23 protein-coding genes are annotated in these 23,179 nt (G+C 70.6%); 9 read left to right on the top strand and 14 right to left on the bottom strand.

Annotation, left to right across the window (positions count from 1 at the left end; all coding sequences use genetic code 11):
• Window positions 1–414 precede the first annotated feature (414 nt).
• Genes pgl through tkt form a run of 6 tightly spaced genes read right to left on the bottom strand, consistent with a single transcriptional unit; the run spans window position 415 to window position 8,688 of the window.
• Window positions 415–1,194, bottom strand: a complete 780-nt coding sequence (gene pgl / locus AB0F52_RS42100) for a 6-phosphogluconolactonase (RefSeq protein WP_360183389.1) — start codon at window positions 1,192–1,194, stop codon at window positions 415–417.
• Entirely contained in the window at window positions 1,191–2,261 is a 1,071-nt protein-coding gene (opcA, locus tag AB0F52_RS42095; protein ID WP_360183387.1) for a glucose-6-phosphate dehydrogenase assembly protein OpcA, read from the bottom strand. The genes pgl and opcA overlap by 4 nt, the downstream gene beginning before the upstream one ends.
• A complete protein-coding gene (zwf, locus tag AB0F52_RS42090) occupies window positions 2,258–3,781 on the bottom strand; it encodes a glucose-6-phosphate dehydrogenase (RefSeq protein WP_360183385.1) in 1,524 nt (507 codons plus the stop codon). The genes opcA and zwf overlap by 4 nt, the downstream gene beginning before the upstream one ends.
• Window positions 3,778–5,400 carry a glucose-6-phosphate isomerase gene (locus AB0F52_RS42085; protein WP_360183383.1) on the bottom strand — a complete coding sequence of 541 codons (1,623 nt, stop codon included), beginning with the start codon at window positions 5,398–5,400 and terminating at the stop codon, window positions 3,778–3,780. The genes zwf and AB0F52_RS42085 overlap by 4 nt, the downstream gene beginning before the upstream one ends.
• An 8-nt stretch (window positions 5,401–5,408) precedes the next feature.
• Complete coding sequence (gene tal, locus AB0F52_RS42080) at window positions 5,409–6,521, bottom strand: transaldolase (RefSeq protein ID WP_360183381.1); 1,113 nt, start codon at window positions 6,519–6,521, stop codon at window positions 5,409–5,411.
• A gap of 58 nt (window positions 6,522–6,579) precedes the next feature.
• Window positions 6,580–8,688, bottom strand: coding sequence for a transketolase (tkt, locus tag AB0F52_RS42075; protein WP_360183379.1), 2,109 nt, complete (start codon window positions 8,686–8,688; stop codon window positions 6,580–6,582).
• A 295-nt stretch (window positions 8,689–8,983) separates the two neighbouring features.
• On the opposite strand from tkt, the gene AB0F52_RS42070 reads away from it, so the two are divergent.
• The 5 genes from AB0F52_RS42070 (at window position 8,984) to AB0F52_RS42050 (ending at window position 13,935) form a co-directional block, all read left to right on the top strand.
• Window positions 8,984–9,964, top strand: coding sequence for a heme o synthase (locus AB0F52_RS42070; protein WP_360183377.1), 981 nt, complete (start codon window positions 8,984–8,986; stop codon window positions 9,962–9,964).
• Between the two features lie 77 nt (window positions 9,965–10,041).
• Window positions 10,042–10,452, top strand: a complete 411-nt coding sequence (locus AB0F52_RS42065; RefSeq protein WP_360183375.1) for a hypothetical protein — start codon at window positions 10,042–10,044, stop codon at window positions 10,450–10,452.
• 8 nt (window positions 10,453–10,460) lie between these two features.
• Window positions 10,461–11,060: a hypothetical protein gene (locus AB0F52_RS42060; RefSeq protein ID WP_360183373.1), complete on the top strand. Its 600-nt coding sequence runs from the start codon at window positions 10,461–10,463 to the stop codon at window positions 11,058–11,060.
• 57 nt (window positions 11,061–11,117) lie between these two features.
• Window positions 11,118–13,367 carry an ATP-binding domain-containing protein gene (locus AB0F52_RS42055; RefSeq protein ID WP_360183371.1) on the top strand — a complete coding sequence of 750 codons (2,250 nt, stop codon included), beginning with the start codon at window positions 11,118–11,120 and terminating at the stop codon, window positions 13,365–13,367.
• Window positions 13,368–13,377: 10 nt separating this feature from the next.
• Entirely contained in the window at window positions 13,378–13,935 is a 558-nt protein-coding gene (locus tag AB0F52_RS42050) for an FKBP-type peptidyl-prolyl cis-trans isomerase (RefSeq protein ID WP_360183369.1), read from the top strand.
• A 48-nt stretch (window positions 13,936–13,983) separates the two neighbouring features.
• Here the strand turns inward: AB0F52_RS42050 and AB0F52_RS42045 are convergent, their stop codons facing one another.
• The gene (locus tag AB0F52_RS42045; protein ID WP_360183367.1) at window positions 13,984–14,952 is read right to left on the bottom strand and encodes a quinone oxidoreductase; all 969 of its coding nucleotides are present in this window, start codon (window positions 14,950–14,952) and stop codon (window positions 13,984–13,986) included.
• A 91-nt stretch (window positions 14,953–15,043) separates the two neighbouring features.
• On the opposite strand from AB0F52_RS42045, the gene AB0F52_RS42040 reads away from it, so the two are divergent.
• Together AB0F52_RS42040 and AB0F52_RS42035 are read left to right on the top strand one after the other, a co-directional pair.
• Window positions 15,044–15,346, top strand: a complete 303-nt coding sequence (locus AB0F52_RS42040; protein WP_360183365.1) for a hypothetical protein — start codon at window positions 15,044–15,046, stop codon at window positions 15,344–15,346.
• Window positions 15,343–16,203, top strand: a complete 861-nt coding sequence (locus AB0F52_RS42035; RefSeq protein WP_360183363.1) for a hypothetical protein — start codon at window positions 15,343–15,345, stop codon at window positions 16,201–16,203. The genes AB0F52_RS42040 and AB0F52_RS42035 overlap by 4 nt, the downstream gene beginning before the upstream one ends.
• Here the strand turns inward: AB0F52_RS42035 and AB0F52_RS42030 are convergent, their stop codons facing one another.
• The gene (locus AB0F52_RS42030) at window positions 16,204–16,380 is read right to left on the bottom strand and encodes a hypothetical protein (RefSeq protein ID WP_360183361.1); all 177 of its coding nucleotides are present in this window, start codon (window positions 16,378–16,380) and stop codon (window positions 16,204–16,206) included.
• Window positions 16,381–16,566: 186 nt separating this feature from the next.
• Here AB0F52_RS42030 and AB0F52_RS42025 point away from each other — a divergent pair, with 186 nt between their 5' ends.
• The gene (locus AB0F52_RS42025) at window positions 16,567–17,784 is read left to right on the top strand and encodes a hypothetical protein (RefSeq protein WP_360183359.1); all 1,218 of its coding nucleotides are present in this window, start codon (window positions 16,567–16,569) and stop codon (window positions 17,782–17,784) included.
• 21 nt (window positions 17,785–17,805) lie between these two features.
• Here AB0F52_RS42025 and AB0F52_RS42020 read toward each other — a convergent pair whose 3' ends face one another.
• The 3 genes from AB0F52_RS42020 to AB0F52_RS42010 form a co-directional block, all read right to left on the bottom strand.
• Complete coding sequence (locus AB0F52_RS42020; protein ID WP_360183357.1) at window positions 17,806–18,732, bottom strand: acyl-CoA desaturase; 927 nt, start codon at window positions 18,730–18,732, stop codon at window positions 17,806–17,808.
• Window positions 18,733–18,795: 63 nt separating this feature from the next.
• Entirely contained in the window at window positions 18,796–19,761 is a 966-nt protein-coding gene (locus AB0F52_RS42015) for a COX15/CtaA family protein (RefSeq protein ID WP_360183355.1), read from the bottom strand.
• Between the two features lie 84 nt (window positions 19,762–19,845).
• Window positions 19,846–20,133: a hypothetical protein gene (locus AB0F52_RS42010; RefSeq protein WP_360183353.1), complete on the bottom strand. Its 288-nt coding sequence runs from the start codon at window positions 20,131–20,133 to the stop codon at window positions 19,846–19,848.
• A gap of 143 nt (window positions 20,134–20,276) precedes the next feature.
• Between AB0F52_RS42010 and AB0F52_RS42005 the strand changes: the two genes are divergently transcribed.
• The gene (locus AB0F52_RS42005; protein ID WP_360183351.1) at window positions 20,277–21,128 is read left to right on the top strand and encodes a hypothetical protein; all 852 of its coding nucleotides are present in this window, start codon (window positions 20,277–20,279) and stop codon (window positions 21,126–21,128) included.
• A 59-nt stretch (window positions 21,129–21,187) separates the two neighbouring features.
• Here the strand turns inward: AB0F52_RS42005 and AB0F52_RS42000 are convergent, their stop codons facing one another.
• The 3 genes from AB0F52_RS42000 to AB0F52_RS41990 form a co-directional block, all read right to left on the bottom strand.
• Window positions 21,188–21,382, bottom strand: coding sequence for a hypothetical protein (locus AB0F52_RS42000; RefSeq protein ID WP_360183349.1), 195 nt, complete (start codon window positions 21,380–21,382; stop codon window positions 21,188–21,190).
• A gap of 87 nt (window positions 21,383–21,469) precedes the next feature.
• A complete protein-coding gene (locus tag AB0F52_RS41995; protein WP_360183347.1) occupies window positions 21,470–22,255 on the bottom strand; it encodes an ABC transporter permease in 786 nt (261 codons plus the stop codon).
• Window positions 22,252–23,178 carry an ABC transporter ATP-binding protein gene (locus tag AB0F52_RS41990; RefSeq protein WP_360183345.1) on the bottom strand — a complete coding sequence of 309 codons (927 nt, stop codon included), beginning with the start codon at window positions 23,176–23,178 and terminating at the stop codon, window positions 22,252–22,254. The genes AB0F52_RS41995 and AB0F52_RS41990 overlap by 4 nt, the downstream gene beginning before the upstream one ends.
• Window position 23,179: the final 1 nt, after the last annotated feature.

Genomic DNA, 23,179 nt, shown 5'->3' with positions numbered 1-23,179 from the left:
ACCCCATTCGTCTTGTGGACTTGATGGTGAGAGGCGCTCAGGGCCCGATCGGGACGCGCAGGGGCAGACAAATGTGCGGATGCTAACGAAGTCACGTAGGGAGACGGTTAGTTTCACCCGCGGTCGATGCTCCGGCGTCCGGATTCCGTAATCGGCTGGGCCGTCCGGGGGAGAGCCGGCGACGGGTGCTACCCAGGGTGGGAGTTCTGTTTCCCACCGTGCGCCAAGATGACCACATCGTGGGAATCATGTTACCCACGTGTGGTCGCCCGGCGGAAGTTCTCGGGCCGCCACGGACCGCGGACCGGCGAAAAGAGAACCGAATCCGCTGGTCGTACCCACGAGCGAAGGCCCCCTGCCGAAGCAGAGGGCCTTCACCGGAACGCTCGAGCCGACAGGCCCGAGCCGACACACTCAAGCCGTGGGCGGCTGGTACACCTTGGTCAGCTTGCCCGCCGCGGCCCGGTCCAGCAGCCACAACGTCCGCCGGTGCCCGCGAGCCCCGGCCACCGGCAGCTGGACTTCGCCGGCTCCCGCCAGCGCCAGGGCCACCGCGTCCGCCTTCGCCTCGCCGGCCGTCAGCAGCCACACGTCCTGCGCCCGCCGGATGGCCGGCAGCGTCAACGACACCCGGGTCGGCGGCGGCTTGGGGCAGTTGCGCACCGCCACCACCGAACGCTCGGTCTCGTACACCGCCGGGGACTCCGGGAACACCGAGGCGGTGTGCCCCTCCCCGCCGAGGCCCAGCAGCATGATGTCGAACGACGGCACGTCGCCGTGGTCCTCCGGGCCCGCCTGGGAGGCCAGCACCTCCGCGTACGCCGCGGCCGCCGCGTCCACGTCGTCCCCGAACTCGCCGTCCGAGGGCGCGAGCGCGTGGACCCGCTTCGGATCCAGCGGCACGTGGTCCAGCAGAGCCTCGCGGGCCTGCTTCTCGTTCCGCTCGTCCGAATCCGCCGGGACGAACCGCTCGTCACCCCAGTAGATGTCCAGGCGGGACCAGTCGATCGCGTCACGGGCCGATGAAGCCTGCAGCTCCGACAGCACCGCGATGCCCGTGCCGCCGCCGGTCAGCACCAGCGACGCCGACCCCTTGGCCGCCTGGACGTCCACCAGCCGGGTGACCAGGCGAGCCGCCGCGGCCGCCGCCAGGATGTCCTGGTTCGCGTAGACGACGACTTCCGTCTTGCTCATTTCTTGGCACCCGAAGAAGCCGAACTACCCGAAGAAGCCGAAGCACTCGACTTACCCGGGCCGGCCGCGGCCGCCGAAGCGGCCGAACCGGCGGCCGCGGCCGGTGACGTCACGTCCGCCTTGGCCGGCGCGCCCGTCTTGCCGTTCGTGCCCGACGTGATCTTGCCCAGGCCCTGCAGGGCCGCTTCGTAGACCTCGTCCGGGTCGAGCCGGCGGAGCTCCTCGATCAGGCAGTCCTGCGTGCTGCGCCTCTGCAACGCGATCCGGCGGGTCGGCTGGCCCGGCTGGGTCAGCGTGCCCACGCGGCCGTCCGGCCGGTGCAGCTCCACCGGGCCCGACTTGCGGTCGAGCGTCACCGAGATGATCCCGGCCGCGCCCGAGCTCTTGACCCGCTTGACCGGCACCTTCAGGTACTCGGCCAGCCAGGCGGCCAGCAGCTCGGTCGACGGCGAGTCGGCCTCGCCCGTCACCGTCGCGGCGGTGATCTTCTCGTACGGCGGCAGGTCGAGCGCCGAAACGAGCTGGGCACGCCAGTGCGTCAGGCGCGTCCAGGCCAGATCGGTGTCGCCTTCGGTGTACGCCTTCGCCCGCGTGGTCAGCGCCTTGACCGGGTTCTTCTCCGCGGCCGAGTCGGTGATCCGGCGCTGGGCCAGCTCGCCGAGCGGGTCCTTGTCCGGGTCCTTCGGGCCGGCCCCGGGCCACCAGCAGACGATCGGGGCGTCCGGCAGCAGCAGCGGCACCACCGCGCTCTGGCCCTGGGCCGCCAGCGGTCCGTAGAGCCGCAGCACGATGACCTCGCTCGCGCCGGCGTCGCCGCCGACCCGGATCTGGCCGTCGATGCGCGGGGCGGCCGTGCGGGCGCCCTTGGCCACCACGATCACCCGCGACGGGTGCTCGCGGCTCGCGCCGTTGGCCGCTTCGATGGCCTCTTCGAGGTGGGCGTCGTCGTCGGCCACGATCACCAGCGTCAGCACCCGCCCGAGCGCGACTTGCCCGCCCTGTTCGCGGATCTCCACCAGCTTCTTGTTGAGTGCCGAAGTCGTGGTGGACGGCAGGTCGATGATCACGGGCGCCTCCATTTCCGGCCGGTGCGCTCCAGCATTTCGTCGGCGGACGGCGGACCCCAGGTGCCCGGCGCGTACTGCTCGGGCGCGCCTTCCTTCGCCCAGTGCTCGAGGATCGGGTCGAGGATCTTCCAGGAGAGCTCGACCTCTTCGTTCACCGGGAACAGCGACGGCTCGCCGAGCAGGACGTCCAGGATCAGGCGTTCGTAGGCCTCGGGGGAGGACTCGGTGAACGCGTGGCCGTACCCGAAGTCCATCGTGACGTCGCGGACCTCCATCGTGGTCCCCGGCACCTTCGAGCCGAACCGCAGCGTGATGCCCTCGTCCGGCTGGACCCGGATGACCAGGGCGTTCTGCCCCAGCTCCTCGGTCGACGTCGAATCGAACGGCAGGTGCGGCGCCCGCTTGAACACGACGGCGATCTCGGTGACGCGGCGGCCGAGCCGCTTGCCGGTGCGCAGGTAGAACGGCACCCCGGCCCAGCGGCGGCTCTGCACCTCGAGGGTCACCGCGGCGTAGGTCTCGGTCTTCGAGTCCTTCGCGAAGCCCTCCTCCTGCAGCAGGCCGGGCACCTTCGTGCCGCCCTGCCAGCCGCCCGCGTACTGGCCGCGCGCGGTCGTCTTGCCCAGCGGCCCGAGCGGCTTGGTGCCCGAGAGCACCTTGATCTTCTCCGCGCGCAGGGCCCGCGGGTCGAACGACAGCGGCTCCTCCATCGCGGTGAAGGCCAGCAGCTGCAGCAGGTGGTTCTGGATCACGTCCCGGGCGGCGCCGATGCCGTCGTAGTACCCCGCGCGGCCGCCGAGGCCGATGTCCTCGGCCATGGTGATCTGCACGTGGTCGACGTAGTTGGCGTTCCAGATCGGCTCGAACAGCTGGTTCGCGAAGCGCAGCGCCAGGATGTTCTGCACCGTCTCCTTGCCGAGGTAGTGGTCGATGCGGAACACCGACTCCTCGGGGAAGACGTCGTTGACGATCGCGTTGAGCTCTTCGGCGCTCTTCAGGTCGTGCCCGAAGGGCTTCTCGATGACGACGCGCCGCCAGGTGTTCTCGTCGGCGTTCGCCAGCCCGGACCGGGCCAGCTGCTTGGTCACCACCGGGAACGCGCCGGGCGGGATCGACAGGTAGAACGCGGTGTTGCCGCCGGTGCCGCGCTCGGCGTCGAGGTCGCGGACCGTCTGCGCGAGCCGGTCGAAGGCGTCGTCGTCGTCGAAGGTACCCTGCACGAACCGGATGCCTTCGGCGAGCCGGTTCCACACCGACTCCTTGAACGGCGTCCGCGCGTGCTCCTTGACCGAGTCGTGCACGAGCTCGCCGAAGTCCTGGTGCTCCCAGTCGCGCCGGGCGAACCCGACGAGCGAGAAGCCCGCGGGCAGCAGCCCGCGGTTGGCCAGGTCGTAGATGGCGGGCATCAGCTTCTTGCGGGCCAGGTCGCCGGTGACCCCGAAGATCACCAGGCTGGACGGCCCGGCGATCCGCGGGAGCCGCTTGTCCCGCGGGTCGCGCAGCGGGTTGCTCCAGCTCATGCGCCGGCCTCCTGTACCGCGCGGGCGACGGCCGCGAGGCCCGCGGCCCGGTCGGTCAGGTGCAGGCGCAGCACCGGGCGGCCGTGCTCGGCGAGCACCTGCCCGTCGCCGAGGGCCTGGGCGTGCTGCAGCTGTCCCAGCGTGTACGGCCGGTCCGGCACGTCGAGGTCCTGCTCGACGGCGCCGGTCAGCTGCAGGAAGACGCCGTTCTGGTGCCCGCCCTTGTGGTACTGGCCGGTGGAGTGCAGGAACCGCGGGCCCCAGCCGAACGTCGTCTGCTTCCCGGTGCGCTTGGCGATCTCGCCGCGCAGCACCGCCGTCGAGGCGTCGTCGAGCCGGTCGAGGTAGGCCTGCACCGCGATGTAGCCCGTGTCGGGCGCCGAAGCGAAGAACGCGCGCAGCACGTCGGTGAGGCTGCCGTCGGTCGAAACCCCGTCGCTGCCGAAGATCTCGACCGGGCCGTCCACATTGGACGCCGTTTCGCCGCCCTTCAGCTTCTCGGGGTCGTCCAGCAGCGCGCGGGCCGCCTTCTTGGCCGTCTCGACGTCGGGCTGGTCGAACGGGTTGATCCCGAGCAGCCGGCCGGCCAGCGCCGTGGCGAACTCCCAGAGCAGGAACTGCGCGCCCAGCGAGCCGGTGACGGCGATCTTCGCCGCACCCTGAGGGCTGCCGACCGCGGTGGGCGTGGCGTCGGGCTTGGCGTCGGCGAAGCCGGGCGCCTCCGGGCCCTCGACCGCGACCGGCAGCAGGCCGGTGCCCTGCTTGCCGGTGGACTCGGCGATCAGCTGCTCGGCCCAGTCCGGGAAACCCTTGATCCCGGAGCCGGTGTCGGCCAGGACGACCTTCTCGGCGCCCGCTTCGTGCGCCGCGGCCCACGCGGCGGCCAGCTTGACCGCCGGGTTGTCCGCGGAGTCGGCCGCGAGCTCTTCGGCCACCGAAGCGGCCTGGTCGAGCAGCCGGGCGACGTCCGCGCCGGCGAGCCCGGCCGGGACGAGCCCGAACGCGGTCAGCGCCGAGTAGCGGCCGCCGACGTGCGGGTCGGCGAGGAACACCTTGCGGTATCCCTCCTTTTCGGACAGTTCCTGGAACGGCGAGCCGGGGTCGGTGACGACCACGATCCGCCGGGCCGCGTCGATGCCCGCGTCGGCGAACGCTTTCGCGAAGATCCGCCGGTGGCTGTCGGTCTCGACGGTGCCGCCCGACTTCGACGACACCACGATCACGGTGCGCTCGAGGTCACCGGCCAGCGCGTCGGCCACCTGGCCGGGGTCGGTGGTGTCGAGCACCGTCAGTGCGACACCGTCGGTGCCGGTGATCACCTCCGGCGCCAGCGACGAGCCGCCCATCCCGGCCAGCACGACGCGGTCGACGCCTTCGGACCGCAGTTCGGTGCGCAGTGCCTCGATCTCGCCGATCAGCGGCCGCGACGACTTGTGCAGCGTCGTCCACGACAGCCGGATCGACGCCTCGGATTCGGCGTCCGGTCCCCAGAGCGTCGCGTCCTGCGCCGCCAGCTTCGCGGCGGCCTGGTCGGCGACCAGCCGCTCGGCCAGCGGCGCGGCGCGCTCCGCCAGTGCGGCGTCCACGATCTCGACGCCGGTCTTTTCGCCTGTCGTCATGTCGTGCTTCAGCCCTTCGCCTGCTCGAGCTGCCCGTTCACGGTGTCCAGGAGCTCGGTCCACGACTTCTCGAACTTCTCGACGCCCTCCTTCTCCAGCGTCAGGAAGACGTCGCGGATGTCGATGCCGACGGCCTCGAGCTGGTCGAAGACCTGCTGCGCGTCCTTGCCGTGGCCGCTGACCCGGTCGCCCTGGAGGTTCGCGTGCTCGGCGACGGCGTCGAGGGTCTTCTCCGGCATGGTGTTGACGGTGTTCGGCACCACCAGGTCGTCGACGTAGAGCGTGGGGGAGTAGTCCGGGTTCTTCACGCCGGTCGAGGCCCACAGCGGACGCTGCGCGTTGGCGCCGTCGGCCGCGAGAGCCTTCCAGCGGTCCGAAGCGAACAGCTCTTCGAACGCCGCGTAGGCGAGCCGGGCGTTGGCGACGGCGGCCTTGCCGCGCAGCGCCAGGGCCTCGTCGGTGCCGATGGCTTCCAGGCGCTTGTCGATCTCGGTGTCCACACGGGACACGAAGAAGGACGCCACGGAGTGGATGCCGCGCAGGTCGTGGCCGTTGGCCTTCGCCTGCTCCAGGCCCGCGAAGAAGGCTTCGATGACCTTCTTGTAGCGCTCGACGGAGAAGATCAGCGTGACGTTGACGCTGATGCCCTCGGCCAGCGTGGCGGTGATGGCCGGCAGGCCCTCTTCGGTGGCCGGGATCTTGATCAGCACGTTCGGCCGGTCGACGGTCTTCCACAGGTCCTTGGCCTCGGCCACCGTCTTGTCGGTGTCCTTGGCCAGGCGCGGGTCGACCTCGATGGAGACGCGGCCGTCGACGCCGTTCGTGGCGGTGTAGACGTCGCGGAACAGGTCGGCGGCGTTGCGCACGTCGGTCGTGGTCAGGTCCCGGATGGTCGCCTCGACGTCGGCGCCCTGGGCCGCGAGCTCCCGGGTGCGCTCGTCGTAGGCGTCGCCCTCGGACATCGCGTTGGCGAAGATCGTCGGGTTGGTCGTCACGCCCACGACGTGCTTGTCGCGGACGAGCGCGGCGAGGTTGCCGGTGTTCAGGCGTTCACGCGAAAGGTCGTCGAGCCAGATGGACACACCGGCTGCGGACAGCTGCGCGAGCTTGTCGTTGCTCATGAGAGGGCCCCTTCCATTGAGGGTGGGTGGTGGGGATGAGGCGGCACTGTCATCCCCTTCAGGAATTCTTGGTGTTCTGGATCGAGCGGCGGGCCGCCTCGACGACTGCTTCCGCGGTGAACCCGAACTCACGGAACAGTGTGGCGGCATCGGCGGAGGCGCCGAAGTGCTCGATCGAAACGTTCACCCCGGCGTCACCGGTGAAGCGGTGCCACGACTGGGCGATGCCCGCCTCGACGGACACGCGCGCCTTCACCGACGGCGGGATCACCGAGTCGCGGTACGCCTGGTCCTGCGCGTCGAACCACTCGACGCACGGCATCGAGACCACACGGGCGGCGATACCCTCCTCGGCGAGGGCCTTGCCGGCCTCGACCGCGAGCTGGACCTCGGAGCCGGTGGCGATGAGCACCACGTGCTCGTCGTCCGCCTTGCCGAAGTCGGCCAGGACGTAGCCGCCCTTGGCGACGCCTTCGGCGCTGGTGCCCTCGAGCACCGGCACGTTCTGGCGGGTCAGCGCCAGGCCGGACGGGTGGTGGATGTCCTCCAGCACGGCCTTCCACGCGTACGCGGTCTCGTTGGCGTCCGCCGGGCGGACGACGTTGAGGCCCGGGATCGCGCGCAGCGCGGAGAGCTGCTCGATCGGCTGGTGCGTCGGGCCGTCCTCGCCCAGGCCGATCGAGTCGTGCGTCCACACGTAGGTGACCGGCGCCTTCATCAGCGCGGCCAGCCGGACCGGCGGGCGCATGTAGTCGGAGAAGATGAGGAACGTCGCGCCGTACGGGCGGGTGCCGCCGTGCAGCGCGATCCCGTTGAGGATCGAGCCCATGGCGTGCTCGCGGACGCCGAAGTGCAGCGTCCGGCCGTACGGGTTGGCCTGCCACATGTCGGTGGCGGCCTTCTCGGGACCGAACGAGTCGGCGCCCTTCATCGTCGTGTTGTTGCTCTCGGCCAGGTCGGCCGAACCGCCCCACAGCTCCGGCAGCGGGCCGGCCAGCGCGCTGAGGACCTCGCCGGAGGCCTTGCGGGTGGCGATGCCCTTGGCGTCCGGCTCCCACTTCGGCAGGTTGTCGGCGAAGCCTTCGGGCAGCGTGCGGGTGGCCATCCGGTCGCCCAGCTTCTTGCGCTCCGGGTTCGCGGCGGCCCAGGCCTCGTACTTCTCCTGCCACTCGGCGTGCGCGGCCTTGCCGCGGTCCAGGGCCTGGCGGGTGTGCTTGAGCACCTCGTCGTCGACCTGGAACGACTGCTCCGGGTCGAAGCCGAGGATCTTCTTGACCGCGGCGACCTCTTCCCCGCCCAGCGCGGCGCCGTGCGCCTTGCCGGTGCCCATCTTCTTGGGCGCCGGGTAGCCGATCACGGTCCGCAGCGCGATGAACGACGGCCGCTGCGTCTCGGCCTTGGCGGCCTTGATGGCCTCCTCGATCGCGACGACGTCCTCGCCGCCCTCGACGACCTGGGTGTGCCACCCGTAGGCCTCGTAGCGGGCGACTGTGTCTTCCGAGAGCGCGATGTTCGTGTCGTCCTCGATCGAGATCTTGTTGTCGTCGTAGAAGACGATCAGGTTGCCCAGCTCCTGGCGGCCCGCGATGGACGAGGCCTCGGAGGTGACGCCCTCTTCGATGTCGCCGTCGGAGGCGATCACGTAGATGTGGTGGTCGAAGATGCTCTCGCCGGGCGCGGCGTCCGGGTCCAGCAGGCCGCGCTCGCGGCGGGCCGCCATCGCCATGCCCACGCCGTTCGCCAAGCCCTGCCCGAGCGGGCCGGTGGTGGTCTCGACGCCGTCGGTGTGGCGGTACTCGGGGTGACCCGGGGTCTTCGAGCCCCACTTGCGCAGCTGCTTGAGGTCCTCGAGCTCGAGGCCGTAGCCGGCGAGGAAGAGCTGGATGTAGAGGGTCAGGCTCGAGTGGCCGGCCGAGAGGATGAACCGGTCGCGGGCCGGCCAGTGCTGGTCGTTCGGGTCGTGGCGCATGGTGCGCTGGAACAGCGTGTAGGCCAGCGGCGCCAGGCTCATCGCGGTGCCGGGGTGGCCACTGCCACAGTTCTCCACCGCGTCCGCGGCGAGCACCCGCACGGTGTCCACGGCGCGGGTGTCGGTGTCGGTCCAGTCGGCGGGCGTGTTGCGCCGGAGGAGTGGGTTGTTCTCGCTGGTAGTGGCGGTTTCGGACACTGAACTCCAACTCCCGGTCATGATGGTTGCGGCTGGTCTTCCTCGTTCCGGTTACCCGTACGCGCGGCTACTTATCTCAATCGATCCCGAAGGGACGATATTCCTGCTCGCGGCCATGCGCAGGGGCAATCGCGGCCCGTCGCGGCCAGCCTAGTGCTTGGGCCGGTCGAGGACCCGCGATCACCCACGGGATTCACCACGTCTAACATCGTTCGAGGGTTCAGTTCGGCAGGTTTGCGCGGCACCACCACTGCCTACCCGGACTCGCCCGCCCGAACCTGACGCAGGGAGTGAAATGTCGTTGGTGAACGCTGCGCACGGACGCAGTGAAGACACCAGCGCCGTGCACCCGACCGGTGATCGACCGCACGGTGACCGGCGAAGCATCCGCCGGGTCGTCGGCGCCTACGCCGCGCTGGCGAAACCGCGCGTGATCGAGCTCCTGCTGGTGACCACCATCCCGGCGATGTTCCTCGCCGGCCGTCAGATCCCCTCGCCGTGGCTGGTCCTGGCCACGCTGGTCGGCGGGACGATGGCCGCGGGCAGCGCGAACGCGCTCAACTGCGTGATCGACGCGGACATCGACAAGGTGATGAACCGCACGAAGCGCCGTCCGCTGGTCAAGGACTCGGTGCCCCGCCGCGGCGCGCTGATCTTCGGCTTGGTCATGGGCGTCGCCTCGGCGGTCGTGCTCTACCTCACGGTGAACCTGCTCTCGGCGATCCTGGCGATCGCGACGATCCTCTTCTACATCTTCGTCTACACGCTCGGCCTCAAGCGGCGCACGTCACAGAACGTGGTCTGGGGCGGCGCGGCGGGCTGCATGCCGGTGGTGATCGGCTGGGCCGCCGTCACCGGCACGGTCCAGTGGCCGGCGTTCGTGATGTTCGGCGTCATCTTCTTCTGGACCCCGCCGCACACGTGGGCGCTGGGCATGAAGTACCGCGACGACTACGAGCGCGCCGGCGTCCCGATGCTGCCGGTGGTCGCCACCGCCCAGCACGTCGCCCGCCAGATCGTCATCTACTCGTGGGTGATGGTGGCGTGGACGCTGCTGCTGCTCCCGGTGACGTCCTGGCTGTACGGCACGTTCGCGATCCTGGCGGGCGGCTGGTTCCTCTTCTACGCGCACAGCCTGCAGGCAGCGGTGCGGCGCGGCGAGGAGACCAAGCCGATGGCGCTGTTCCACCGGTCGAACACGTACCTGATGATCGTGTTCGTGGCCCTGGCCGTCGACTCGGCGATCGGGCTGCCGACCCTCGGCCTGCCGTTCTGAGCCCGGCGGCGTTCTTCGCGGACGTCGTCGAGACCGGCACCGTCCTCGGCGCCGACCCCACTTGGTCGCCCGAGCAGGTGGCGGAGCTGTTCGGCGACCGCTACGGCGACAACCGCACGAAACGGTTCCTGTGGCGCGACCACGGCCTGGTCGAGTTCTTCTGGGAGCGGGCAGGCCGGCGCTGGGCAGGGACCCACTTTTCGGTGCAGGCACACCGGCTCCGGCTCGGCGATCCCGAGACGGTCAACCGCGTGATCCGCGATCGCTACGGCCCCTTTCCCGACGCGGTGACCTTCGACGAGGTCAGCGCGCTGCTGGCGGCTCGCGGCGTGCCGCTGGCGGAGGTGCCGTACCCGGCGGAGCCGGACGAGCTGCGCGCCTTCCGGCAGCCGGACGCGGGGATCCTGGTCCACGTGGTCGCCGGGTCGCACTACGGGCACGCCGGCGACCTCTACCGCGTCGCCAGTTCGACCACCGGAATCCCCTGATGCCGCCGGTGCTCAGGAAGATCGGCGTCGCCGCGGTCGCGATCGCCGTTTTCGGGTTGCTGGCCCTGCTCGGCCGCGGGAAGGTCCCCGCGCTGGACGAGAGCCTGCTCACCGGCGGCTGCGCCATCCCGGCCCGGATCACCGCGGTCCCCGGCCCGGCTCCCGACGGCGGTGCCGTCCGGGTCGCCGAGCAGGGGCCCGGGGCCGCGGTGCTGGAGAACACCAGCGCACTGGCCGCCTACCGGATTCCCGTGACCTCCGGCTCCCGGACCGTCGAAGTGCCGGTGCTCACACCGGGCCAGCGGATCGGCGTCGTCCTCGACCGGCCCGCGGTCGGCCCGGTGATCTGGCTCGCGCCCGAGGCACTCGGCGGCTTCACCCCGGTGACCGCCACCGTCGTGCCGGGAGGGGTCCGCTACCGCTCGGCGAACTGCCGGGCGCTGACCAGCCGCGGAGCCGCCGTGCTGGTCCGCGACGCCGCCGGGCACCTCACCGGCGGCGAGCAGCTGCCCCCGGCGAGCGTCTCGTGCGCACCCGGCGAGCGGGTCCTTCCCGGCGGCGCCGCGCACGCGGAGATCTACCCGTACTGCGCCCTCGGCGCGGAATGATCGCGCGGCGCCCGCCGTTACACTTCGTTGGCTCTTTTCCCTTGAGGCGAAAGCAGGATGCTCTTGTCCGTCTCCTCGGACGACTTCTCCGCCGAGCTCGCCCGCGAGCAGGCGTACGTCACCACCCTCTACTCGAAGCTCGACGCCGAGCGCCTCGAAGCCCAGCGCCGCCTCGACCAGACGCTGCGGCAGACCGGCGGCACCCCGCAGGCACGCACCGAACGCGACGTCGCCACCACCCTCTACACCGACCGGCTCGCCCAGCTCGGCTCCGTCGAGCAGGGCCTCGCCTTCGGCCGGCTCGACTTCGTCCCCGGGAGCGCCGAGGAGACCACCTACATCGGCCGGCTCGGGCTGTTCGACGAAGACGACGACTACCAGCCGCTGCTGGTCGACTGGCGCGCTCCGGTCGCGCGGCCGTTCTACCTGGCCACCGCCGCGTCACCCGAAGGGGTGCGGCGACGGCGGCACCTGCGGTCGCTGAGCCGCAAGGTCACCGGCTTCGACGACGAGATCCTCGACCTCACCGCCGCCGACCAGGGCCAGGACCTCGGGCTGGCCGGCGAAGCCGCGTTGCTGGCCGCGCTGGAGCAGCGGCGCACCGGCGAGATGAGCGACATCGTCGCCACCATCCAGGCCGAGCAGGACCGCATCATCCGCGCCCCCCTCGGCGGCGTCATGGTCGTGCAGGGCGGCCCGGGCACCGGCAAGACCGCCGTCGCGCTGCACCGCGCGGCCTACCTGCTCTACACGCACCGCCAGCAGCTCACCACCCGCGGCGTGCTCGTCGTCGGCCCGAACAGCACGTTCCTGCGCTACATCGGCCAGGTGCTGCCCTCGCTCGGCGAGACCGGCGTGCTGCTCGCCACCGTCGGCCAGCTCTACCCCGGCCTGACCGCCGACGGCGTCGAGCCGCGCGAAGCGAGCGAGGTCAAGGGCCGGCTGGTGATGGCCGAGGTGCTGGCCAACGCCGTCCGCGACCGCCAGCGCGTGCCCGAGCCGGTCCTCGAGATCGAGTACGAGCACGACGTGCTGCGGCTGGACCGGAAGACCTGCACCGACGCCCGCACCCGGGCCCGCCGCTCGCGGCGCCCGCACAACCCGGCCCGGCGCCTGTTCGTCTCCGACGTCCTCGACGCGCTGACCCGCCAAGCCGCCCGCAAGCTGGGGGAGGACCTCCTCGACGGGCAGGACCTGGCCGACATCCGCGCCGAGCTGGCCGCGGACGAGCGGGTCGCCGCCGCCATCGACTCGCTGTGGCCGGTGCTGAGCCCGGAAGGGGTGCTCGACGACCTGTTCGCCGACCGCGGACGGCTCGGCAGCGCCGCTCGCAAGCTGCTGCCGGAAGCCGATCTCGCGCTCCTGGAGAGCGGCCGCGACGCCCGGTGGACGCCGGCCGACGTGCCGCTGCTCGACGAGCTCGCCGAGCTGATCGGCGTCGACGACACCGAGGCCCGCGTCGAGCGAAAGCGCCGTGAGCGCGAGGATCGCGCGTACGCCGAGGGCGTGCTCGACATCCTGGAGCAGGACGAAGAGATCATCGACGAGGAGCTGCTGCGCGTCTCCGACGTCCTCGACGCCGAGCTGTTCGCCGAACGCCAGCAGGAGCGCAGCGAGCTGACCGCCGCCCAGCGGGCCGCGCAGGACCGGACCTGGACGTTCGGGCACGTGATCGTCGACGAGGCCCAGGAGCTGTCGGCGATGGACTGGCGGCTGCTGATGCGGCGCACGCCGAACCGGTCGATGACCCTGGTCGGGGACGTGGCCCAGACCGGTGCGGCGGGCGGGGCGCGGTCGTGGGGCGAGGTGCTCTCGCCGTACGTCGAGGACCGCTGGCGGCTGGAGCAGCTGACGGTGAACTACCGCACCCCCGCCGAGATCATGGCCGTCGCCGCGCGGGTCCTGGCCGAGGTGGATCCCGCCCTCTCGGCGCCGTCTTCGGTGCGGGAGACCGGGGTCCCGCCGTGGTCGGTGCGGACCGGGGACCTGGCCGCGGAGCTGCCCGGGCTGGCCGCCCGCGAACTGTCCGAAGTGGACGGTGGCACGGTGGCGGTCCTGGTGCCCGCGGCCCGCTTCGACGCGGTGTCGGCGCTGCTCGCCGGCCACGACGAGCGGCTGAGCGTCCTGACGGTCGAGCGGTCGAAGGGCCTGGAGTTCGACTCGGTGGTGCTGGTCGCGCCGGACGAGGTCGTCGCGGGCTCGCCGAGGGGCCTCAACGACCTGTACGTCGCCCTGACGCGCGCGACCCGGCGGCTCGGCGTGGTCGCCACCGGTGACGACGTCCCGGCACTCTCCGTGCTTGGCTAGGGTGCCCGGCATGCAGAACATCGGGAAGATCGTGGTCGTCGCCGTGGCGGCGCTGTCGCTGGCCGCGTGCGGCCAGGCCCCCAAGACCCAGACGGCGGCGCCGCCGTCGTCGGCCGCGCCGTCGCCGAGCGCCGCGCCGGCCACCCAGAGCAAGGGCCGCGAGTGCACCGCGGACGACATCAAGACGACGGGGAAGTTCGGCGAGAAGCCCGAAATCACCATCCCGGACGACTGCGACCCGCCGAAGAAGCTGATCACCAAGGACCTGTCCGAGGGCACCGGCGACGGGGCGAAGGCCGGCCAGAAGCTCCAGATGAACTACCACCTGGTGACCTGGTCGGACAAGCAGGTGCTCGACAGCTCGTTCGGCCGGGAGCCGTTCGACCTCGTCCTCGGCGCCGGCAAGGTCATCCCGGGCTGGGACCAGGGCCTGGTGGGCATCAAGCAGGGCGGCCGCCGGCTGCTGATCATCCCGCCGGACCTGGCCTACGGCGAGGGTGGCAACGGCATGAAGCCGAACGAGACGCTGGTGTTCGTCACCGACGCCGTCTCGGTCGCCGCCGCCTGACGTGCGTGAAGGCCGCCGCGGGGGTCCCCCGTGGCGGCCTTCGGTGCGTCAGGGGATGAGCAGGAGCTTGCCGGTGGTGCGGCGGGCCTGCAGGTCCTCGTGGGCCTGGCGGGCGTCGGCCAGGGCGTACTTGCCGCCGATGCGGACGTTCAGCTGCCCCGCGAGGATGGCGTCGAACAGCTCCTTCGACCGCCAGTCGATCTCCTCGCGCGTGCGCGTGTAGTGCACGGACGTCGGGCGGGTCAGGTACAGCGAGCCGCCGGAGTTGAGGCGCTGCGGGTCCAGGGGCGGCACCGGGCCGCTGGAGGCGCCGAACAGCGCGAGCAGGCCGCGGACCTTCAGGCTGGCCAGGCTCCCGTCGACGGTGTCCTTGCCGACGCCGTCGTAGACGACGTCGACGCCCTCGCCACCGGTCAGCTCCCGGGTGAGCTTGGCGAAGTCGTCGCGGTCGTAGCGGATGACCTCGTCGGCGCCGGCTTCGCGGGCGAGCTTCGCCTTCTCTTCGGTCGACACCGTGCCGATGACGCGGGCGCCGCGCGCCTTGGCCAGCTGCACCAGGAGCAGGCCGACACCGCCGGCGGCCGCGTGGACGAGCACGTCGTGGCCCGGCTTGACCTCGAAGGTGGAGGCGACCAGGTAGTGCGCGGTCATACCCTGCAGCATGGTCGCGGCCGCGGTCTCCAGCGAGACGCCTTCGGGGACCCGCACCGCGACCGACGCCGGGACGAGCTTGCGGGCCGCGTAGCTGCCGATCGACCCCTGCCAGGCGACGCGGTCGCCGGGCGCGAAGCCGGTGTCGGCGCCCGCCTCCACGACCGTGCCGGCGCCCTCGAGACCGAGCACGACCGGCAGCTCCATCGGGTAGATGCCCTGGCGCTGGTAGGTGTCGATGTAGTTGACCCCGGCCGCGGCGACGTCGACCAGGAGTTCGCCGGCCTGCGGGGCGCGGACGTCCACTTCGGCCGTTTCGAGCACTTCCGGGCCGCCGGTCTTCGTCACCTGCACTGCGGTGGGCATGGGTCCTCCTCGGGTCGGGTTCTCCCGGTGCAACTATGGCCGAGGCCACGCTGTTCCGCGTTCCGGCGGGTTGTTCGTTATCGTTCGGGACGTGGCTGATTCCGAAGAGACCGTCGTTTCGCCGACCAGCGCGCAGCTGGGCGCGGCCCGCAAGTTCGTGAAGGCGCACGGCAAGCCGTCCCGCGCGGTGGTGGAGAACATCGGCCGGGCGGGCGCCCGCGTGGTCCTGGTCGGCGCGGACGGCGCGCTCGGCGACGTCGTCGTGCCGTCGGTGGCGACCGGCGAGGCCCTGATCGAGGCCGTCGAGGACCTCGCGCCGGCGACGTGGGACGCGGAGACGGTCAACCAGGCGAAGATCGGCCCGCAGCACCGCCGCAAGATGGCGGGCAAGTGAGCCCCACGGCGATCCTGGTCAGCTGCGCGGAACTCCCTTCGGGTGACGGCGACGACGACGCCCTCGTGCCCGCGTTGACCTCGCTGGGCTTCTCGGTTTCGTGGGCGCCCTGGGACTCGGGCTTCGACTTTTCCTCGGCGGACGCGGTGATCCTGCGCGCGACCTGGGATTACGATGCGAGACGGCCGGCGTTCCTGGACTGGTGCGAGTCGGTCCCGTCGCTGTTCAACCCGGCCGAGGTGGTCCGGTGGAACACGGACAAGTCATACCTGGTGGAGCTGCTCGGCGCGGGCGTGCCGGTGGTGCCGACTTCGCTGGTCCCACCCGGCTCCCCGGCCCGGTTTCCCGCGTCGGAGTTCGTGGTCAAGCCTTCCGTGGGGGCGGGTTCCCGCGGCGCGGCCCGGTTCGCGGCGGGTGCTGATGCTTCTTCGCACGTGGCCGCGTTGCACGCCGAGGGGCACACGGCGCTGCTCCAGCCCTACCAGTCCAGTGTGGACACCGAGGGCGAGCTGGCCCTGGTCTACTTCGGCGGCGTCTATTCCCACGCGTTCTCGAAGGGTGCGATGCTCGGTTCCACAATGGACTCTTCGGGCCTGTACCTGACCGAGCAGCTGGGCAAGGCCGAGCCGCCGTCCGACGCGGTGGCCCTGGCGGAGGACGTCCTCGATGCGGCTTCGGCGCTGCTGGGGATCCTGCGCGCGGAGTTGTTGTACGCGCGGGTGGACTTGGTGCGCGGGGCGGACGGGAAGCCGTTGCTGCTGGAACTGGAGCTGACGGAGCCATCACTGGGCTTCCGCCAGACGGACCCGGCCGCGGCCATGCGGTTCGCCTCGGCGGTGCGGCAGCAGCTGGCGTAGTCAGCGGGCCACCTGCACGGCCACCAGGACGAGCGCGACGACCGCGCCGATCACCGTCACGGCCAGTGAGCCGGTGACGAGGTAGAGCCCGCCGATCCCGGCCAAGCCGGATTTGACCAACTCGGGCAGCTCTCGCCGGGAGCTGCCTCGGTCCGGGTCTGTGATTTTCTTGGCCACTGTGCTACCCCTTTTGTGGTGTACTAGTACGCCTGGGTAGATGATGGCCGACGGAAGCCGTTGCCGGGCATGATCTTTTGTGTCCGTCGGGAGTCTTTCGTTGCCGGGCGGGTGCCGTTGCCGGTTGCGCCGTCGTCTGCTCTTGTCGCGGGTTGTCGTACGCCACGATGAGGTGGAGGAGACGTTGTGACCGTCGAGATCGACCGCGAAGTCGCGAGACCGGCCCAAGCGTCGTCGGTGATCGAAACCGCGTTGCGGTGGCTGGCGATCCGCAAGGAAGGTGAGCCGCTGCGGTTCCTCCGGTACGCGCTCGAAGACCCGGCGAGCGAGTCGGCACTGGTGCTGGGCTGCCTTGTCGAACCGACCGCGACCATGCCGGAGGCGACCCCGGAGCCGCGGGCGTTCGCGGTGTGGGGGCTGATCGCCCACGAAATCAGCAAGCTGGGATCGGCTGAGGATTCACGCCGCCGCAACACCTTGATGGCAGCGTTCCGGCTGCCGCAGGCCCCGGACACCGGATGGAAGGCCACGCTCGACGACCGCTTCCGCCAGTTGACCGGACTCCCGGGGGTGTTCGGTGATCCGCCGCCGACCACGACGACGCCCATGCACAAGGCGTGGCGGCGGGCAGTCGGCAAACTGGCGGACTGCTTGGCGGAGAAGCTGGAGTTGTTGGGGCAAGACGGCCGGGAGTGGCAGGACTACGCCGAGATCGGCCGGAAAGCGGCGGAGCAGGCATCTGGCCGTCTCTCCTCGGATCGGCGAAGCGGTGCCGAATCGCCATTCCGAGCACCGTCGCCCGGCGCGCAACCGGTGTTCGTGGAACGCATGCTCATCAGAGTGGTCATGCGTCGCCGCCTGGTCTCTCGACGCATGACGGAACGCGACATCGTCGCTCGTGAAGACGGAGTCGACGGGTTCGAGGTCCTGGCGTCGGCCGGCCGGACGGCCGACCTGTCCGAATTGCCGGTGAAGGCGCTCTGGGCTTGCCGTCTCTCGACGCCGCGTGCCAAGTCACCGGCCCCGGCGCGACTTCGATTCCCGAAGGTGCTTCGCCGAGGAGACCGGCATCACTTCGTTTCCGAGACCTGGGACGACGACCCCAAGGACTGGAAGAGACGGATCGGTGTGGTGGTGGATCACCACGGCATCGCGCCAGGAGCCTTCGACGACCACGGCCGCCCCATCGCCGGACTGACGGTGCAAGTGAACTTCGATCCGCAGTGCCTGCCCGATGCCTGCTGGTGGTATGCGGAGCAGACCGAACCCGAACGGTTGAGACGACCACCGGACGGCGATCGCCATCTCCTCGAGGTCGCCGACGGCTTCGTGGAGCACACTTTCGAAAAACCGTGCCAACCGCGTGAGGGCTACGGGATCGTCTTCAAGTGGCCGCACGAGTGACTTGCCCGGTCGGCCGGATCCCTACGGAGTCGTGACCCGCTTGGCGGCCAACCTTTCGGCCCGCGGCCACCGCACATCGGTCGCCCACCCGAACCGCTCGAACGCCCAGATCACCCGCGCCGAAACATCCACCTGCCCCCGCAGCACCCCGTGCCGCGCACAAGTCGGGTCCGCGTGGTGCGAGTTGTGCCAAGACTCGCCCATCGACAGGATCGCCAGCGGCCAGAAGTTCGCCGCCTTGTCACGCGAAGCGAACGGCCTCTCGCCGATCAGGTGACAGACCGAGTTCACCGACCACGTCACGTGGTGCAGGAACGCGATGCGCACCAGGCCCGCCCAGAAGAACGCCGTCACGACGCCCCACCAGGACCAGGAGATCAGGCCGCCGAGGATTGCCGGCAGGGCCAGGCTCAACGTGATCCACAGCCAGAAGTAGCGGTTCACCCAGCGCAGGTCCGAGTCCGCCACCAGGTCCGGGGCGAAGCGGTCGGCGTTGGTCACCTCGCGGCCGAACATCCAGCCCATGTGCGCGTGCCAGAAGCCGCGCAGCAGGGCCGACGGGGAGGTGCCGAACAGCCACGGCGAGTGCGGGTCGCCCTCGCGGTCGGCGAACGCGTGGTGGCGGCGGTGACTGGCCACCCAGAAGATCACCGAGCCCTGCACCGCCATGCTGCCCGCGATGGCCAGGAGCACCCGCAGGGGACGCGATGCCTTGAACGCGCCGTGGGTGAAGTACCGGTGGAAGCCGACCGTCACGCCGAGCGTCGCGAACGTGTAGAACGCCGCCGCGAGGATGAGGTCGATCCAGCTCATGCCCCAGCCCCACACCAGCGGGACCGCGATGAGCAGTGCCGCGAACGGCACCAGCAGGAAGGTCTTGAGCACGATCATCTCGCCGGTGCCGCGGCGGTGGGAGATCAGCGGCTTGGGCGCGGTGCGCGACGTCATGGCGCGAACAGTAATACACGGCCGGGACGCGCACGCCGACGCGGAGTTAAGCCCGCGTTGACGTCAGGCGGCGGTGAGCTCCCGGGGCGCCGCTGCCAGCGATGTCACCGGGCCGCGGTCGCGGCTGCCGGTCCACAGGGACGCCGTCGCGACGATGACCGCCATCGCGCCCAGGACGTGGAACGACACCATCGCCTCCGGCACGCCCAGCGCGTACTGCAGCGAGCCGAGACCCCCCTGCGCGACGGCGACCACCCACACCACCGTGTAGCGCCGCCAGAGGCTCTTCGGGGCGCCGACACGCAGCAGCTGGAGGCCGAACACCGCGAGCAGCAGCAGGTAGAGCACCAGCAGTCCGCCGTGGACCTGGGCGAGCGCCTCCACCGGGGCGTCGAGGCGGTGGGTGTTGAGGTCGCCGCTGTGCGGCCCGGCGCCGGTCACCGTGGTGCCCGCCGCCAGCACGAGCCACATCACGGCGGCGAGCAGGACCAGGATCGTGCGGCCGGCCGCCGGGACCAGCGGGCGGGCGGGTTCGTCGCCTTCGCGGAACGCGCGCAGCAGCAGGACGGCCAGCCAGACGAGCGGGGTCGTCGCGAGGAAGTGGATCGCGACGGTCCACCACTCCAGCTTCGCGAGCACGGTGAGCCCGCCGACCACGGCCTGCAGCACGACGCCGCCGGGCATCGTCCAAGCCAGCTTGACCAGGCGCTTGCGGCCCGGGTGGTCGATCTGCACGCGCCACGCCGTGACGACCGCGACGGCGGCGACCAGGATGACGACGCCGGTGAGCAGCCGGTTGCCGAACTCGATCCACTGGTTGAGCGCGTCGATCCCGGAGTCGTGCTTCGGCACGAGGCTGCCGGCGACGCACTCGGGCCAGGTCGGGCAGCCGAGCCCGGACCCGGTGACACGCACGATGGATCCGGTGACGCCGATCAGCGCCTGCGCGAGGACCGCGGCGATCCCGACGGCCCGCTGCACGGCGGCGGAGGGGTACGGCAGGCGGGCGACGAGGCTGGTGAACGGCACGGCATCGATGGTAGAGCGCGCGGAAAACGCGCTTTCGGCAGGTCCGGGCGCCCAGAACGGCGAGGCGGGCGCAAGGGACCAAGGTCACTCGGTTTTGCCGGACTCCGGTGTCGGGTTCTTCCGCGCGCCGTGCTCACCCCGGACTTCGTCGTCACGAGGGTGGCCGGCGAGGAAAGTGGCCACGGCGACGAGAGCGTTCATCGAAGCCGCGATCACGGCTCCGGACGTCAAGATCGCGAGTGGGAGCGATTCCCCGCTCAGCCACGCCAGCAGACATGCCGTCACGCCGAGTGAGACGACCGCCACTCCGCCGGCGGTGACCAACGTGTGCGGCTGACTGGCTCGGGTCGAAGATCGATTCTTCTTGGTCATCGGCCGGTTCCTTGTTCGCGGCGAAGTATGCGAACCAAGCATGGCGGCCAGGAAAGATCAATGTAAAAGAATCATTCTTACAGTTGTTTACGATGATCTTACAAGCCGTTACAATTTGCGATGTCTCCGCGGAGGTGTCGGCTATGACTCCCGAAGAATCCCTTGCCGCAGCCTTGCGGAAGTTGCATCTTCAGGCGGGGAAGCCGAGCACCCGAAAGATCGCCGGTGGGATCGGTGGCATCAGTCACACCACGGTCAACGAGATGCTCCGGGGGGCACGGGTGCCAACGTGGAACCTCGTCGAGAAGGTCGGTCGCTTCTTGGCCGGCGACGTGGACGAGTTGCGGGCCTTGTGGATGGCGACGCAGAAGACGCCACTTCCGCGCGGTGAAGCTCACAACGGCCTCTGGGACCCGATCTACCTGGATCGCCTGGTGGTCACTTCGTTCGTGAGCGGGAAGGGGACGCGAGAAACCCGTACCACCGAACGATGGATCAGGGCGACGGGCGACGGGGTCGATCGCTATGTCGTCAGGGCTGCGGCGCGGAGAGGGGAGACGCACCTCGGTAGCGGCAAGGTCCACGTGCAGCCCTACCTCAACTGCACCCTCGGCAAGGTCAAGCTCGTCACCGCGTCCGAGGAAGGCGATGTGCTGTTGATCGACGTGCTGCTGGCGACTCCGCTGGACGAAGGGGAGTACGGATTCATCGCCACCCGGTCCCGATATGAACACCCCGCGCAATACACCAGTTTCTCCGAAACGACCATCAGTGGTCAGGGTGCCCGGGAAGTGCTGATTCGCGTACAATTCTCCGCCGACAGTGTTCCTCGTAGGTGCTGGGGGTACGTGGGCGGTTCCGAGTCGGAGATGTACGAGGAGCCGCCCGTCGGGTCGCCCTGGGCGTTGACCGTATCGTCGTCGAATTACGCCGAGTTGCCGGCGCGGAATCTGCCGCCGGGAGCCAGAATCGCCATAGTCTGGCGGTGGGATTGATCAGGTCCACCTGCGATTTGCCGAAGTGCTGCCGGCGAGGCGGGCGCAAGGGACCAAGGTCACTCGGTTTTCTTCTGCTTCTTCTGGAAGAAGCCCATCGACTGCGCGAAGACGGCGCCGAACCCCACCACGGCCAAAGGAACCGTCCGGAGCCAGAACGTTCCCGCGTCCACCTTGATCAGCAGGACGAGCACCCCGATCGCCACCGCGAGCAGGAGCAGCATGATCAGGAAGACGCGGGTTTTCGAGACCATGTGAACTGCCCCCTCGGGTCCGGCTGTGGTCCGGCCGACCTTCTCAGAGGTGGGGCGTGGTTCGTGAGGTCACTTCTACCCGGGATTTCAGGTGAGCTTCGTCGTCCGGGAAGCCACCGCGCCCGCGACCACCGCCCAGACCGCGAGCACCGCGAGCGGCCCGGGCGCGAACGACCCGTCCACCAGCGCCGCGCGCATCCCCTCGGCCAGCGCGCCCGACGGCAGCAGCTCCACCACGCGCGCCAGCCCCGGAGGCAGGGAAGCCGGCGCCAGCAGGATCCCGCCCGCGAGCAGGAGCGCGAACCACACGATGTTCGCCAGCGCCAGCACGGCTTCCGCGCGCAACGCGCCACCCAGGAGCACGCCGAGCGCCCCGAACGCCAGCGTCCCGAGCACCAGCAGCAGCACCGCCGACAACAGCCCGGACAGCGACGGCGACCAGCCCAGGAACGCCGCCACCACGCCGATGATCACCGACTGCAGGGCCACGACCACCAGCGCCGCCGCCAGTCGGCCCGCCACCAGCAGCCAGCGTGGCAACGCCGTTGCCGAGAGGCGTTTCAGCACGCCGTAGCGCCGGTCGAAGCCGAGGGCGATCGCCTGGCCGGTGAACGCCGACGACATCACCGCCAGCGCCAGGATCCGGGGGGTGATCCAGTCCACTTTGGACGTCGAGCCGAGCGAGGACGCCGGCAGGATGTCCAGCAGGGACAGCCCGATCAGCAGAGCCAGCGGGATCAGCAGCGTCAGCAGCACCTGCTCGCCGTGGCGCAACGTCAGGCTCACCTCGACGCGGGCGTGCGTCCGCAGCATCCGGCCCAGGGACCCCCGGCCGGGTGCCGGTGTGAAGACGCCGGGCTCGAAAACGCTCATGCCCGCAGCTCCCGTCCGGTCAGCTCCAGGAAGACCTCTTCCAGGGTCCGCTTGCCGACCTGCAGTTCTTCCGGCAGCACGCCCTGCTGCGCGCACCACGCCGTCACCGTCGACACCACCTGCGGGTCGACCGAGCCCACCACCGTGTACGTCCCCGGCGCCGACTCGCGCACCGCGTAGCCCTCCGGCAGTGCCGCGGTCAGGAGGGCCGTGTCGAGCCGCGTGCGGGCCTTGAAGCGCAGCCCCGCGTTGCCCGTCTCGTCCGTCGTCAGCGACTGCGGTGCGCCGGACACGACGACCTTGCCGTGGTCCACGATCACGACCGTGTCGGCCAGCGCCTCGGCCTCCTCCATCAGGTGCGTGGTCAGCAGCACCGAGACGCCGTCGGCGCGCAGCGCGCCCAGCAGGTCCCACACCAGGTGCCGGGCCTGCGGGTCCATGCCCGCCGTCGGTTCGTCGAGGAACACCAGCTCCGGGCGCCCGACCAGGGCGCACGCCAGCGAAAGCCGCTGCTGCTGGCCGCCGGAGAGGCGCTTAAACGGCGTCCGCCGCACCGCGGCCAGCCCGAGGACGTCCAGCAGCCACGCCGGGTCCAGCGGGCTGGCGGCGCAGGACGCCACCAGGCGCAGCATCTCGCCGGCGCGGACGCCGGGGTAGGCGCCGCCGCCCTGGGGCATGATGCCGACGCGGGGACGCAGCGCCGAAGACTCGCGGACCGGGTCGAGGCCGAGCACCCGCACCGTGCCCGCGTCAGGCTTGAGGAAGCCTTCGCAGATCTCGACGGTGGTGGTCTTGCCGGCCCCGTTCGGGCCGAGCAGGGCGAGCAGGCTGCCGCGCTCCATCCGCAGGTCGAGGCCGTCGACCGCGCGGGTGGAGCCGTAGCTTTTGACCAGCCCGGTGATCTCGACGGCAGGGACGCTCACA

Origin of the sequence: Amycolatopsis sp. NPDC024027, assembly GCF_040638975.1 — a bacterium.
In the GTDB taxonomy this organism is placed as follows: domain Bacteria; phylum Actinomycetota; class Actinomycetes; order Mycobacteriales; family Pseudonocardiaceae; genus Amycolatopsis.
This window is presented reverse-complemented; position numbering and strand designations above follow the sequence as displayed.